Raw genomic sequence first — 13,856 nt, forward strand, 5'->3', positions numbered from 1 at the left:
GCCCCGGCAGCGGCGCTGGCTCGAGGACACCCTTCAAGGACAAGGGAAAGACATGAGCAAACACAGCGCCCTGCGCAAGCCGGCTCTCGAGCACGAACTCTTGCGCGACCCGCGCCTGGGCTTCGAGCCGGCCGGCAGCAGTTCGGTGCGCTGCCTGCAGCACGGTGTGCCGTGGCCCTTCGACTGCTGGCACTACCACGACGAGTACGAGCTGCAGTGCATCAACCGCACCAGCGGCGACGCCTTCGTCGGCAACCACATCGGCCGCTTCGAGCCTGGCTATGTGGCCCTGGTGGGCGGGCGGCTGCCGCACACCTGGATCTCCCACGACGTGCCGGCCGAAGGCGTGGCCGACCGCAGCATGGTGATCCACTTTCGCGACGAGCCCCTGCGCAAGGGCGTCGATCTGTTCCCCGAGCTGGAGGCCGTGCTGCCGATGCTCGACCGCGCCCGCATGGGCATCGAGTTCTTCGGCATCGGCGACATCGTGCGCGAGCGCTTTGCGCGCGTGCAGAGGCTGGAGGGGATGGCAAGGCTGTCGGAGTTCATCGGCCTGCTGCACGAACTGGCGAACTGGAGCGACTGCCGCCAGATTTCGAGCAATGCCGAGCCGGCCGACGAGGACCCGACCGCCAACACCCGCCTGCGCCGCGTGCTCGATCACCTGCACGCGCACCTGGCCGAAGAGCTGTCGCTGCCCGCCGTGTCCGCCATTGCCAACATGGCCGAAAGCAGCTTCTCGCGCTACTTTCACAGGCACATGGGCAGCACCTTCACTGCGTTCGTCACGCGGCTGCGCATCACCAAGGCCTGCGAGATGCTGCAGGTGTCCGACCGGCTGGTGAGCGAAATCTGCTATGAGGTCGGGTTCTCGAACCTCGCGAACTTCAATCGCCGCTTTCTCCAGCTCAAGGGCATGACGCCCTCGGCCTACCGGCAACAGGCGCAAGACCGTTTCGGCCTGCGCAGCGCGCAGCACACGCCGCTCGCCGCCTGAGCGTGCCCTGATACGGGTTTGCCTCTCGGGCTAAACCCCGAGACGGCTCGGCATCAAAGTACCAGATGCCCGGTGGGCATGTACGCGGCCTTCCGGAGCGGCCGCCTAACCTTCGCTTCGTTGCATTTGTCGACATTTCGCCGGCGATTGCACCGACAACGAAGGAGACAACCCGATGCCGATTCCGCAATTTCCACGTGTTCCAGAACTACGCGCTGTGCCCGCACATGACGGTGCGCGACAACATCGCGTTCGGGCTCAAGCGCCTGAAAGTGCCCAAGGCCGAGATCGACCGCCGACCGCATCGTGCTGCTGCGCGACGGGCGCATCGAGCAGGTCGGCTCGCCGCCGGAAATCTTCGAGCGACCGCGCTCGGCTTTCGTGGCTGGCTTCATCGGCACGCCGCCGATGAACCTGATGGAGATGACGGTGCACCGCCTGGACGACGGGCAGTGCGAGCTGCGCGGCGGCGGCGGTTCGGTGCGCGTGGATGCGCGCCGCTTCGCGCTCGACGGCCGCGAGCGCGTGACGCTGGGTGTGCGCCCCGCGCACCTGCGCATCGACACCGAGGCCGGGCGCGACGGCGGCTTCGCGGGCGAGGTGCTGCTCGTCGAATACCTCGGCAACGAAGTGCTCGTGAGCGTCGGGCAGGGCAGCGAAGAGATTGCTGTGCTCCTGCCCTCCGCGGGCAGCCCACGGTTGGGCGAGCGCCTGCACGTGGTTGCCGATGCGCAGCAGGTGCACCTGTTCGATGTGGAGAGCGGCGCCTCGCTGCTGCGTTCGGGTACCGCGCTGCACTGAGGTCCATCCCCGTTTCACTACCCCTCTCAGAAAGATTCAATGAAAGCACTGGTTCTGGAAAAGGCGCACGAGATCACGCTGCGCGATGTCGAGCTGCCGCTGCACGTCGGCCCGCGCGACGTGAAGATCCGCATGCACACCGTGGGCGTGTGCGGCAGCGATGTTCACTACTACCAGCACGGCGGCATCGGCCCGTACGTCGTCGACGCGCCCATGATCCTCGGCCACGAGGCCTCGGGCGTGGTGGCCGAGGTGGGCGCCGATGTCACGCACCTGAAGCCCGGCGACCGCGTCTGCATGGAGCCCGGCATTCCCGACATGGACTCGCGCGCCGTGCGCGAAGGTTTCTACAACCTCGACCCTGCCGTGCGCTTCTGGGCCACGCCGCCGATCCACGGCTGCCTCAGGCCCTACGTGGTGCACCCCGCGGCCTTCACCTTCCGCCTGCCCGACAACGTGAGCTTCGGCGAAGGCGCCATCGTCGAGCCGCTGGCCATCGGCCTGCAGGCCGCGAAGAAGGCGGCGCTGAAGCCGGGCGACGTGGCGGTGGTCATCGGCGCCGGCACCATCGGCGCGATGACGGCGCTGGCCGCGCTCGCAGGCGGCGCGGCGCGCGTGATCCTGGCCGACCTCGTGCCCGAGAAGCTGGCGCTGTTCGCGCACAACCCGGCGGTGACGACGGTCGACGTGCGCAGCACCAGCCTCGCCGACACCGTGCAGGCACTCACCGACAGCTGGGGCGCGAACGTGGTGTTCGAAGCCAGCGGCAGCCCGCGCGCCTTCGACAACGTGTTCGACCTGCTGTGCCCCGGCGGCTGCCTCGTGCTGGTGGGCATACCCGCCGCCAAGGTGCCTTTCGACATCGTCGCGATCCAGGCGAAGGAGGCGCGCATCGAGTCGGTGTTCCGCTACGCCAACATCTTCCCGCGCGCGCTGGCGCTCATCGCGTCGGGGCAGGTCGATGTGAAGCCCTTCATCTCGCGCACCTTCGCGTTCGAGGACGGCATCGCCGCGTTCGAGGAGGCGGCGGCCGGGCGCGTCACGGATGTGAAGATCCAGATTCAATTTCCCGCCGCCGAAGCGGCCTGAACGGCCCGCAAGGGCGCGGGGCAAGGGGAAACGCTGGGATTGCAGCGGCAGGGCGCAGCTAAAGTGGCTGCGTTTTGCCACTCGCAGCCTTGCGCGCTTCCCAGCCCATGCTCTTGCCGTTTCGCAATGTCGTTCTCACCGGTGCCTGCGGCGGCCTCGGGCAGGCGCTGGCGCATGAGCTGATCGCGCAGGGCGCGCGCGTGGCGCTGGTGGGGCTCGACACCGAACGCCTCGCGGCACTGGCAGCGCTTGCCGAAGGGCGCTGCAAGGCCTACACGCCCGATGTGTCCAACAGCCCCGCCATGCAGGCGATGGCCGCCGACTGGATGCAGCGCTTCGGCACGCCCGACCTCGTGATCGCCAACGCGGGCGTCGCCGGCGGCTACGACACCGCCGAGGTCGACGACCTCGCCGTGTTCCGCCGCATGCTCGAGATCAACCTGCTCGGCGCGGCCACCACCTTCCAGCCCTTCGTGCAGCCGATGCGCGCAGCGGGCCGCGGCGCGCTCGTCGGCGTGGCCAGCATCGCGGGCTGGCACGGCATGCCGGGCAACGGCGCCTACTGCGCGAGCAAGGGCGGCCTGATCCGCTATCTCGAAAGCCTGCGCGCCGAGCTGCGCGGCACGGGGCTCACGGTGCACACGGTGAGCCCGGGCTACATCCGCACCGCGCTCACGGCCGGCAACCGCTTCGCGATGCCGGGGCTGCTCGAGGCCGACGCGGCGGCGCGCCAGCTGCTGGCGGGCCTGGCCGCACGGCGCGAAAAGATCGTGCTGCCGCGGCGCATCGGCTGGCTGTCGAAAGCACTTGGCCTGTTGCCCGCGCCACTGCACGACCGCCTGCTGCGAGGCCAGCCGCGCAAGCCGCGCGTGGGCGAGCCCGGCGCCACCGCCATTCCCGGCCTGAACTCCCCGAAAGAACCTCCCCGCCGATGACGTCTTCCGCTGCCTCCGCCACCGTTCCCACGCACGAACAGATCGCCCTCATCGGCGCCGGGCCCTCGGGCCTGGCGGGCGCACGCAACCTGCAGAAGCTCGGCGTTCCGTTCCAGGGCTTCGAGGCGCACAGCGACGTGGGCGGCCTCTGGGACATCGACAACCCGCGCTCCACGGTCTACCACTCGGCGCACCTGATCTCAAGCAAGCGCACCACGGAGTTCGCCGAGTTCCCGATGGCCGACACCGTGGCCGACTACCCGAGCCACCGCGAGCTGCGCCGCTACTTCAGCGACTTTGCCGACCGCTTCGGCCTGCGCGCGCACTTTCGCTTCGGCACGCGCGTGCTGCGCGTGGAGCCGGTGAGCGATGCGCCCGACACGCGCTGGCGCGTGAGCGTCCAGGCGCCCGACGGCACGGTCGAGACCGACGAGTACAAGGGCGTGGTGATCGCCAACGGCACGCTCTCCGAGCCCAAGCACCCGCAGTTCGAAGGCCACTTCGACGGCGAGCTGCTGCACACCAGCAGCTACAAGCACCCGGAGCTCTTCAAGGACAAGCGCGTGCTGATCGTCGGCGCGGGCAACTCGGGTTGCGACATCGCAGTCGATGCGGTGCACTACGCGCAAAGCGTCGACATCTCGGTGCGGCGCGGCTACTACTTCGTGCCCAAGTACGTCTTCGGCAAGCCGGCCGACACGCTGGGCGGCAAGCGCCCGCTGCCGCCGTGGCTCAAGCAGAAGGTCGATGCCACGGTGCTGCAATGGTTCACCGGCGACCCGGTGCGCTTCGGCTTTCCGGAGCCCGACTACAAGATGTACGAGTCGCACCCGGTGGTGAACTCGCTGGTGCTGCACCACGTGGGCCACGGCGACATCGGCGTGCGCGCCGACATCGCGCGGCTGGCCGGGCGCACCGTGCATTTCAAGGACGGCAGCGCGCGCGACTACGACCTGATCCTCACGGCCACGGGCTATGCGCTGCACTACCCGTTCATCGACCGCGAACTGCTCAATTGGCAGGGCATGGCGCCGCGCCTGTACCTCAATATCTTTTCGCCGCGCTTCGAGACGCTGGCCGTGCTCGGCATGATCGAGGCCAGCGGCATCGGCTGGCAGGGGCGCTACGAGCAGGCCGAGCTGCTGGCGCGCTACTTCCGCGCGCAGGCGGCGGGATCGCCCAAGGCAGCGGCGCTGCGCGCGGCGGTGCAGGGGCCGCCGCCCGATCTGTCGGGCGGCTTCAAGTACCTGCAGCTGGAGCGCATGGCGTACTACGTCCACAAGGACACCTACCGCGCGGCCGTGCGCCAGGCCGCTGCGGCACTGGCCGACTGATCGATCGTCTTTCTTCACGAGGTTCTGCGCATGCTGCCTGTCGACGAGATCCGCCTGCACTTCAACCCGGCCTCGCTGGTGCTGCTCAACGTGGTGCTGGGCTTCCTGATGTTCGGCATTGCGCTGGACACGCGCATCGACGACTTCAGGCGCGTGGCGCGCATGCCCGGCGCGATGGCGGTGGGCATCGGTGCGCAGTTCGTGGTGCTGCCGGCCGTGACCTTCGTGCTCACGCTGATCCTGCAGCCGGGCCCGAGCATCGCGCTGGGCATGATCCTCGTGGCCTGCTGCCCGCCGGGCAACATCTCGCAGATCCTCACGCACCGCGCGGGCGGCAACGTGGCGCTGTCGGTGTCGATGACGGCGATCTCGAATGCGCTGTCCATCGTGGTGATGCCGCTGAACTTCGCGTTCTGGGGCGGGCTGCATCCCACGGCCTCGGTGCTGCTCAAGACCATCGCGCTCGACCCGCTCGACATGCTGGGCCACATCGTGATGATCATCGGCATTCCCTTCGTGCTGGGCGTGGCCTGCGCGCACCAGCTGCCGCGGCTCACGGCGCGCATCAAGAAGCCGGCGCGCATCCTGAGCTTCCTCGCGCTGATCGCCTTCATCGTCGGCGCCATCGCGGGCAACTGGCGGTACTTTCTCGACTACGTGGGGCTGGTGCTGCTGGCGGTCGTGATCCACGACGCGCTGGCCTTCGGCACCGGCTACCTGTGCGCGCGGCTCTCGGGGCTGGGCGACTACGACCGGCGTGCGGTGTCCATCGAAGTGGGCATCCGCAACGCGGGGCTCGGGCTGGTGCTGATCTTCAGCTTCTTCGGCGGGCTCGGCGGCATGGCCGTGGTGGCCGGCGTGTGGGGCTTCTGGGACATCATCGCGGGCCTGGCGCTGGCAAGCTGGTGGGGGCGCAAGCCTGCGACGCCATGAGCGATCACTGGAAGGCGCACGCCCGCCGCGTGCTGGTGACGGGCGGTGATGGATTCCTCGGGCGCAGCGTGCTCGCCGCTTTGGCCGCGCAGGGCACGTTCGAAACCCTGGTCGCGCTCGATGTGCGCGAGGTGCCCGCCGAGCGCCGGCTGCCCGGCGTGATCTACCTGCAGCAGGACGTGCGCGACGACGGCATTGCCGACGCGCTCGCTGAACACGCCGTCGACACGGTGGTGCACCTCGCGTCCATCGTCACGCCCGGCAAGGACTCCAACCGCGCCTTTGAGCATTCGGTGGACGTGGGCGGCACGCGCAACGTGCTCGACGCCTGCGTGGCGTGCGGCGTGGGGCACATCGTGGTGTCGTCCAGCGGCGCGGCCTACGGCTACCACGCGGACAACCCGGCCTGGATCGCCGAGTCGCAGCCGCTGCGCGGCAACCCGGTGTTCGCCTACGCCGACCACAAGCGGCAGGTGGAAGAAATGCTGGCCGACTGCCGCACGCAGCATCCCGCGCTGGCGCAGACGGTGCTGCGCATCGGCACCATCCTCGGCGAGCGAGTCGACAACCAGATCACGGCGCTGTTCGAGAAGCAGCGGCTGATCGCCATCCGCGGCAGCGACAGCCCCTTCGTGTTCGTGTGGGACGAGGACGTGACGGGCGCCATCGCGCACGCACTCGGTGGCGCGCCGCCCGGTTGCTACAACCTCGCGGGCGACGGCGCGCTCACCATCCACGAGATTGCCGCGCGGCTTGGCAAGCGCGCCATTGCCTGGCCGGCCGGTGTGCTGCAGGCGGCGCTGGCCGCGGGCTCGGCACTGGGCGTGAGCCGCTACGGGCCCGAGCAGCTCGACTTTCTGCGCTACCGACCGGTGCTGCTGAATACCGCGCTGAAGACCCAGTTCGGCTACGTGCCGCGCAAGACCAGCCGCGAGGCCTTCGAGGCTTTCATCACGGCGCGCGCGCGGCAGGGGCGACCGGTCACTTCCGCGTAGCCTCTGCTGGCGGCGGCGCGATCAAGTGGTCGAGCATGCGCCGCGCATTGAGCGGCAGGTCTTGCGACGAGCGCACGCAGGCCATCAGCGTGCGCTCGGCCCACGGGTCGGCCAGCGAGGCGCGCGCGATCTTCATCGAGCGGGCGCAGCGCTCGGCCGCGGTCTGCGGCACGATGCCCACGCCGATGCCGTACTCGACCATGCGGCACACGGCCTCGAAGTTGCCTACGCGCACGCGGAAGGCCAGGTGCCTGGCGAGCGCGCGCGCATGTCCCGTGATCAGCTGCTGCAGCGCGCTGTCGGCGGGCAGGCCGACGAACTCGCTGTCGACCACCTCGGCCAGGTGCACGCGGCGCCGGCTGGCCAGCGCGTGGCCGCGCGGCATCACCAGCACGAGGTCGTCGCGGCGGAAGGGGTGGCATTCGAGGCCGTCGCTGTCGATGGCGTCGGAGACGATGCCGATGTCGCACAGGCCGCTGCGCAGTGCTTCCACGGTGTCGGGGCTGGCACGCTCTTCGAGGTCGACCGAAATGCGCGGATGCTCGGCCAGGAAGCGGCTCAGCACCTCGGGCAGGTGCTCGGTCAGCGCCGAGGTGCCGCACATGAAGCGCACGTGGCCCTTCAGGCCCTGGCCGTACTCGCCGAGTTCGCCGCGCAGCCGCTCCATCTGCTGCAGCACGACGCGCGCATGGTGCAGCAGCGTGCGGCCGGCCTCGGTGGGGCGCACGCCCTGCGCATGGCGCGTGAGCAGCGGCGTGCCGAGCGCGTCTTCCATGCCGCGCACACGCTGGCTGGCCGAGGCCAGCGTCATGTGCGATCGGCCGGCGCCGGCCGTGAGGCTGCCGGCTTCGACGACGTGGAGAAAGAGCCGCAGGTCGGTCAGGTCGAATCGCATGGTGAGTCGCAAGGTAGCACGCCAGCCTCAGCCTGTGCCTGAGGCTGGCTGCGCGAAAGCCGCATTTTCAGTCGATGCGCCGGTCGGCAGACTCCGCAGCGATGACGATTTCCAATGAAACGATGGGCCTGTGGGCCGCGGCTGCTGCGGTGTTCCTGCTGGCCGGTGTGATCAAGGGCGTGATCGGCCTCGGGCTGCCGACCGTGTCGATGGCGTTGCTCGCGCTGTGGATGCCGCCCGCGCAGGCGGCGGCGCTGCTGATCGTGCCATCGCTGGTCACCAACCTCTGGCAGACCGGGCCGCGTGCGCGCTTCGGCCTGGTGGCCCGCCGCATCGGCGGCATGCAGGTCGGTATCGTGGTGGGCACGCTCGCCGGGGCATGGTGGCTGGGCGTGCCGGCGGGCGCCTGGGCCTCGGCGGCGCTGGGCGTGGCGCTGGTGGCCTATGCCCTGTGGGGGCTGACGGGGCGGCAGCTGCACGTGAGCGACGCGCAGGCGCGCTGGCTCGGTCCCGTGGTGGGCGCCACGACGGGGCTGGTGACGGCCGTGACCGGCGTGTTCGTGGTGCCGGCCGTGCCGTACCTGCAGGCGCTGGGTTTCCAGCGCGACGCGCTGATTCAGGCGATGGGCATTTCGTTCACCACGTCGACCGTGGTGCTGGCCCTGGGGCTGGCGGCGAACGGGAGCTACCCGGCGGAGGTGCTGGGCGGGTCGGTCGCGATGCTGGTGCCGGCTGTTGGCGGCATGGTGCTGGGCACCTGGCTACGGCAGCGGCTGCCGGTGGCCGTGTTCCGGCGCTGCTTTCTGGTGGGACTGGCGCTGCTGGGGGCGTACATGGCGCTGCGCGCCGTCATGTACGCCTGATCCGCCTGAACCGCTCGGGTGACCGATCAGGTGGCGGCCAGCAGGGCCTCGCGCACGCGCTCGATGGTCTGGCGGTAGGGCAGGGCGAAGTCTTCGATGGCGGCGTCGGCCTCGAGCCAGTGGAACGAGAACAGCAGGCCTTCTTCTTCGGGGCTGCCCGTGGCCATGTGCTCGAAGGTCTCGGGCAGGTCGCGCTCGTCGCGCATCAGGAAGATGTGCCAGCGCTGCGGATGGCGGTGCGTGTTGCCTTCGACGCCGGCTTCGCATTCGCGCTCCAGCGTGCCCAGCGATTCGAGCCGGCCGGCGAACACCAGGCCCGATTCCTCGAACAGCTCGCGCCGCACGGCGGCCTCGGGCGACTCGCCGGGCTCGATGGTGCCCTTGGGCAGCTGCATGTTGCCGTCTTCGGGGTGACGGAACACCAGCAGCCGGCCCCGCGCATCGACCAGGCAGGCGCAGGCCTTCGGGATCGTGGCGACGGGCGCGGCGCCGAGCGGGCTGCTGCTGCCGTTCTTCATGGGGGTGGCCGTCTCAGGCGCCCGTGAGGGCGGCCTTGACCGCGGCGCTGACCTGGCCCATGTCGGCCTTGCCGGCCAGGCGCGTCTTGACCACGCCCATGACCTTGCCCATGTCGCCGGGGCCGGCCGCGCCGAGCTCGACCACGATGGCCTTCACCGCGTTGGCGACCTCGTCGGCGCTCATGCGCTGGGGCTGGTACACCTCGAGCACCTTGATCTCGGCGGCTTCCTTGTCGGCCAGGTCGGCGCGGCCGCCGGTGGTGAACGCGGCGATCGAGTCCTTGCGCTGCTTGACCATCTTGTCGACGATGGCGATGACCGTGGCGTCGTCGAGTTCCACGCGCTCATCGACTTCCTTCTGCTTCATGGCGGCGAGCAGCAGGCGGATGGTGGCCAGGCGTTCCGAATCCTTGGCGCGCATCGCCGTCTTCATGTCTTCGGTGATTTGTTCTTTGAGAGTCATTCTTCGCAACCTTTCGGAAAAAACAAAAGCCGCGGCAGGTTTCCCTGGCGCGGCTGGTGCAACGAGGCGCTGGCAGGACTTTCGTCGAGGGCCAGCTGCCTGGATGTTGCTTAGTACAGCTTCTTGGGGAGCTGCATGCTGCGCACGCGCTTGTAGTGGCGCTTGACCGCAGCTGCCTTCTTGCGCTTGCGCTCGGCCGTCGGCTTCTCGTAGAACTCGCGGGCGCGCAGGTCGGTCAGCAGGCCGAGCTTTTCGATGGTGCGCTTGAAGCGGCGCAGGGCGACGTCGAAGGGCTCGTTTTCTTTAACGCGGATGGTGGTCATTGATGAATCGTTGAAATGGATTTGGCCGGGGGAGATCGAGGCCCCAAGCCGGGGTTCCTCAACTGAAAACTTTTTGCGGCCGTTGAGGGAAGGCCAGAGTTAGCCCGCGAGTATAGCACTCCCCCAGGCTACGCGCACTTCGTGTCGCTGCGCCAACCCCCTCGCCGGGGGCGACACCTGAGGCCCGGCGAAGCCGGTTCCTCGGTGTCCTGGAAAAAACCTCGGGGCTCCCTCAGAGCGCCTGGGCGCACGCGTAGGCGCTCGCCCACGCCCACTGGAAGTTGTATCCGCCCAACCAGCCGGTCACATCGACCACTTCGCCGATGAAATACAGGCCCGGCTGCTTCGATTCCATCGTCTGGGACGACAGGTCGCGGGTGTCGACGCCGCCCGCCGTCACCTCGGCCTTCTTGTAGCCTTCGGTGCCGCTGGGGGTGATCTGCCAGCGGGCGATGCGCTCGGACAGCACCGTCAGCGCCTTGTCGGTCGCCTCGTTGACCGGGCGCTGCAGGGCCGGGTCTTCGCCCACCCAGGCGTCGGCCAGCCGCGAGGGCACCAGCGCAGCCAGTTCGTTGGCGATGCGTTTCTTGGAGCGCCGCTTGGCGTCGGCCAGCGATTCGGCCACGTCCACGCCGGGCGCGAAATCCAGCGTCAGCGGGGCGCCGGGCTTCCAGTAGCTCGAAATCTGCAGCACCGCCGGGCCCGACAGGCCGCGGTGGGTGAACAGCAGGTCTTCCAGGAAGGCCATCTTGTCCTTCTTGCCACCGGTCTCGATGCGCACCGGCAGCGCCAGCCCGGCCAGGCTGGCGTAGGGCGCCCAGGCGTCGCCGCCGAAGGTCAGCGGGACCAGCGCCGGACGCGGCGTGACCAGGCGCAGGCCGAACTGCTCGGCGAGCCGGTAGCCGAAGTCGCTGGCACCGATCTGGGGAATCGACAGGCCACCTGTTGCGACCACGAGCTTGGGCGCATCGATCGGGCCGCGCGTGCTATTGATTCGGTAGCGCCCGTCGACAAAGGCAATGTCACCGAGCTTGCACGGCTGCCAGCGCTCGACACTTCCAGCGGCGCACTCGGCCAGCAGCATGTCGACGATCTGCTGCGACGAGCCGTCGCAGAACAGCTGGCCCTTGTGCTTCTCGTGGAACGCGATGCCGTGGCGCTGGACCATGTCGATGAACTGCTGCGGCGCGTAGCGCGACAGCGCCGAGCGGCAGAAATTCGGGTTGTCGCCGACGAAGTGGCGCTGCGGCGCGCGCACGTCGAGGTCGCGGTTGGTGAAGTTGGCGCGGCCGCCGCCCGAGATGCGGATCTTTTCGCCGACTTTCTCGCTGTGGTCGACCAGCAGCACGCGCAGCCCGCGTTGGCCCGCCAGCGCGGCACAGAAAAGGCCGGCCGCGCCGGCACCAACGACAACGACGTCGAAAGAGGAAGAAGGTGAGCTCAAGCGGGTCCGTCCGCCGCCAGCACCGGCGGCGGGTTGTATTTGAGGTGGCCCACGTAGCGCAGCGGCTGCGTGGCGGCAATCGAGGGCACGTCGCCCTCGCGCATGTGGAGCAGGTCGGCCGGGCTCACCCAGCGCGGGTCGGCGTCCGTGATCGGCGCGCCGGCCTGGCGGTAGGCCTCCAGCACGAACTGCGAACAGAAGAACTGGTCGTCGCGGCTGGCGCCGAGCTGAACCATCGCCATGCCGCTGATGCAGTACGCGCTCACAGCGGAGGGAATCAGCGGCAGCTCGCACAGCCGGCGGTTCAGCACGAAGGGCGCATTCAGCAGCACGCCGGCGGTGTTGTAGCGCGTGCCGACCTTGGAATTCGCCCAGTCGCGCATCTTCTCGACGTGCGCCGATTCGAGGCCCGGCACGCGAAAGGCCACGACCATCTGCTCCTCGTCGACCACGTCGGCCAGCCGGCGCGCACGCACGCCGGTACCCACGGCCTCGGCGATGAGCCCGTCGCCCAGGTACAGCACGGCATGGCTCACCGGCGAAAAGGTGCCCAGGCGGATGCCGAACGAATTCACCGTGGCGATCGAGGTCAGCAGGATGTCGCCGGGCTCCAGCACCTCGGCGCCGATCAGCTCGCCGCCGTTGCCGGGGGCGATCACCGAACTCTGCACGCGCAGGCGCAGGCCCGCGGTTTCGGAAGGCATCTCGATGCGCGTGGCGCAGGCCGAGAGCAGCAGCGGCAGCGCGGCCGCGAGCGCGGCAGCGCGAAGAAGGGAGGCCATCGTCATCCCTTCCAGACGAACGGGAACTTCAGCTGCTTGAAGAAACCGTTGGGCACGTAGTCGCCCAGCACGCCGTACTTCTCGGGCCAGAGCTTGGTGCTCTTCACGGCGGTGCCGAAGAGATAGTCGAGAAAGGCGTAGTGCGCCGCGTAGTTCTTGTCGAGCGCTTCGATGTCCTGGCTGTGGTGCCAGTGGTGGAAGTTGGGCGTCACGATCAGGTAGCGCAGCGGGCCCAGGCGCACGCTCACGTTGCAGTGGTTGAACACCGCCTGGAAGCCGACCACCACGATGTAGGCGTCGATCACGTCCTTGCTGAAGCCCAGCACGTAGATCGGTGCGAGCACCAGCGTGCGCGTGATCAGCAGCTCCAGGATGTGCTGGCGCGAGCCGGCCATCCAGTCCATGCGCTTCACGCTGTGGTGCACTGCGTGCAGGCGCCACAGCACCGGCACCTCGTGGTACGCGCGGTGCGTCCAGTACTGCACGAGGTCGGCCACCAGGATGATCAGCAGAATGCCGGCCCAGAACGGCAGGTTGCTCACCCAGCCGCGGATGCCGTCGTTGGCGGCCCAGCCGAACAGCTTGTGCACCATCAGGTTGGTGGCCAGCAGCACGAAGCCCACGATCATGTGGTTCACCACGAAGTGATGAAAGTCGGTCTGCCACTCCTCGCGAAACACCGGCTGATCCTTGCGCAGCGCGAACAGCTTCTCGATGAAGATGAAGATCAGCGACGAGCCCAGCAGGTCGAGGATGAACCAGTCCAGTCCGATGTAGGGCGTGTGGTCGGCAAAGTCATGCACCGGCACCTTGTGCCCGCCGAGCAGCGCCGACACCACCACCAGCAGGAACGCAGCGGACGAGAGCCAGCGCGAGCGGTTGAAGATGATGTTGACCAGCGAGAGCCCGCCCGCGATGACCAGCGCGGTGAGCAAGATGACGCGCATCACGTCGACGTCGTAGCTCTTGCGCAGCTCGGGCGTCGTCAGGTACTGCGGGAAGTGGAAGGCGAGCACGCCCAGAAAGCACAGGGCGGCAAGGCTGAAGGCAATGGTGCCCGTGACCAGCCCGCGCCCGCGGCGCAGCTCGCCGTGGCTTTCGGTGAATTCGTTGAGTTTGTCGAGCATCCCTGCCTCTTCCTTCTTGTTCGTTGGATCGGGCGGGATTTTAGGCGGCGCTCAGGCCGGCGCGACGGCCTTTCGGCCGGTGCTGGAACCTAGGTGCCGAAGCGGTCTGCGCCTGCCGGCAGCGCGGCCGCGGCCAACCCTTGCAGCACGTCGCCGACCACGATCACCGCCGGGCTGGCCAGTCCGGCATCGGCGATGCGGGTCTGCAGGCCGTGCAGCGTGGTCACGAGGTGGCGCTGATGCGGCAGGCTGGCGTGCTGCACCACAGCCACGGGCGTGTCGCCCGGCAGGCCGTGCAGCAGTTCGCGCTCGATGTGGCCGGCGCCCGCCACGCCCATGTAGATCACCAGCGTGAGG

The 13,856-nt window shown here is 68.8% G+C and carries 15 protein-coding genes and 1 pseudogene; 8 read left to right on the top strand and 8 right to left on the bottom strand.

Features of this window, described 5'->3' with window-relative positions; genetic code table 11:
- Positions 1-52: 52 nt before the first annotated feature.
- The 7 genes from ASD34_RS16295 (at position 53) to ASD34_RS16325 (ending at position 7,084) form a co-directional block, all read left to right on the top strand.
- Positions 53-997, top strand: a complete 945-nt coding sequence (locus ASD34_RS16295) for a helix-turn-helix domain-containing protein (RefSeq protein ID WP_056579509.1) — start codon at positions 53-55, stop codon at positions 995-997.
- 306 nt (positions 998-1,303) lie between these two features.
- Positions 1,304-1,798: a TOBE domain-containing protein gene (locus ASD34_RS16300; protein WP_056579511.1), complete on the top strand. Its 495-nt coding sequence runs from the start codon at positions 1,304-1,306 to the stop codon at positions 1,796-1,798.
- Positions 1,799-1,837: 39 nt separating this feature from the next.
- Complete coding sequence (locus ASD34_RS16305; RefSeq protein WP_056579512.1) at positions 1,838-2,887, top strand: NAD(P)-dependent alcohol dehydrogenase; 1,050 nt, start codon at positions 1,838-1,840, stop codon at positions 2,885-2,887.
- Between the two features lie 107 nt (positions 2,888-2,994).
- Positions 2,995-3,822, top strand: coding sequence for an SDR family oxidoreductase (locus ASD34_RS16310; protein ID WP_056579514.1), 828 nt, complete (start codon positions 2,995-2,997; stop codon positions 3,820-3,822).
- Complete coding sequence (locus ASD34_RS16315; RefSeq protein ID WP_056579516.1) at positions 3,819-5,156, top strand: flavin-containing monooxygenase; 1,338 nt, start codon at positions 3,819-3,821, stop codon at positions 5,154-5,156. Before ASD34_RS16310 ends, ASD34_RS16315 begins: the two co-directional genes overlap by 4 nt.
- A 30-nt stretch (positions 5,157-5,186) precedes the next feature.
- Complete coding sequence (locus ASD34_RS16320) at positions 5,187-6,089, top strand: bile acid:sodium symporter family protein (protein WP_082548742.1); 903 nt, start codon at positions 5,187-5,189, stop codon at positions 6,087-6,089.
- Positions 6,086-7,084 (top strand): SDR family oxidoreductase, encoded by a 999-nt coding sequence (locus tag ASD34_RS16325; RefSeq protein ID WP_056582415.1) that lies wholly within the window; start codon positions 6,086-6,088, stop codon positions 7,082-7,084. Before ASD34_RS16320 ends, ASD34_RS16325 begins: the two co-directional genes overlap by 4 nt.
- Here ASD34_RS16325 and ASD34_RS16330 read toward each other — a convergent pair.
- Positions 7,071-7,979, bottom strand: a complete 909-nt coding sequence (locus ASD34_RS16330) for a LysR family transcriptional regulator (protein WP_056579518.1) — start codon at positions 7,977-7,979, stop codon at positions 7,071-7,073. The genes ASD34_RS16325 and ASD34_RS16330 overlap by 14 nt on opposite strands.
- 101 nt (positions 7,980-8,080) lie before the next feature.
- Here ASD34_RS16330 and ASD34_RS16335 point away from each other — a divergent pair, with 101 nt between their 5' ends.
- Positions 8,081-8,842: a sulfite exporter TauE/SafE family protein gene (locus ASD34_RS16335; protein ID WP_056579520.1), complete on the top strand. Its 762-nt coding sequence runs from the start codon at positions 8,081-8,083 to the stop codon at positions 8,840-8,842.
- Positions 8,843-8,868: 26 nt separating this feature from the next.
- Here ASD34_RS16335 and ASD34_RS16340 read toward each other — a convergent pair whose 3' ends face one another.
- From ASD34_RS16340 to ASD34_RS28295, 7 genes and pseudogenes are all read right to left on the bottom strand, one after another.
- Positions 8,869-9,360: an NUDIX domain-containing protein gene (locus ASD34_RS16340; RefSeq protein ID WP_056579522.1), complete on the bottom strand. Its 492-nt coding sequence runs from the start codon at positions 9,358-9,360 to the stop codon at positions 8,869-8,871.
- A 13-nt stretch (positions 9,361-9,373) separates the two neighbouring features.
- Positions 9,374-9,823 carry a GatB/YqeY domain-containing protein gene (locus ASD34_RS16345; RefSeq protein ID WP_056579524.1) on the bottom strand — a complete coding sequence of 150 codons (450 nt, stop codon included), beginning with the start codon at positions 9,821-9,823 and terminating at the stop codon, positions 9,374-9,376.
- Between the two features lie 110 nt (positions 9,824-9,933).
- Positions 9,934-10,146: a 30S ribosomal protein S21 gene (gene rpsU, locus ASD34_RS16350; protein ID WP_007833691.1), complete on the bottom strand. Its 213-nt coding sequence runs from the start codon at positions 10,144-10,146 to the stop codon at positions 9,934-9,936.
- A 232-nt stretch (positions 10,147-10,378) separates the two neighbouring features.
- A complete protein-coding gene (locus ASD34_RS16355) occupies positions 10,379-11,590 on the bottom strand; it encodes an NAD(P)/FAD-dependent oxidoreductase (RefSeq protein ID WP_056579526.1) in 1,212 nt (403 codons plus the stop codon).
- Entirely contained in the window at positions 11,587-12,372 is a 786-nt protein-coding gene (locus tag ASD34_RS16360) for a YaeF family permuted papain-like enzyme (protein WP_157609697.1), read from the bottom strand. The genes ASD34_RS16355 and ASD34_RS16360 overlap by 4 nt, the downstream gene beginning before the upstream one ends.
- A gap of 2 nt (positions 12,373-12,374) precedes the next feature.
- On the bottom strand, positions 12,375-13,499 hold the full coding sequence (locus ASD34_RS16365) for a sterol desaturase family protein (RefSeq protein WP_056579530.1): 1,125 nt from the start codon (positions 13,497-13,499) through the stop codon (positions 12,375-12,377).
- Between the two features lie 89 nt (positions 13,500-13,588).
- Positions 13,589-13,856 (bottom strand): annotated as a pseudogene (locus ASD34_RS28295) (uroporphyrinogen-III C-methyltransferase); the annotation flags it as partial.

Origin of the sequence: Variovorax sp. Root473 (assembly GCF_001426505.1) — a bacterium.
In the GTDB taxonomy this organism is placed as follows: domain Bacteria; phylum Pseudomonadota; class Gammaproteobacteria; order Burkholderiales; family Burkholderiaceae_C; genus Variovorax.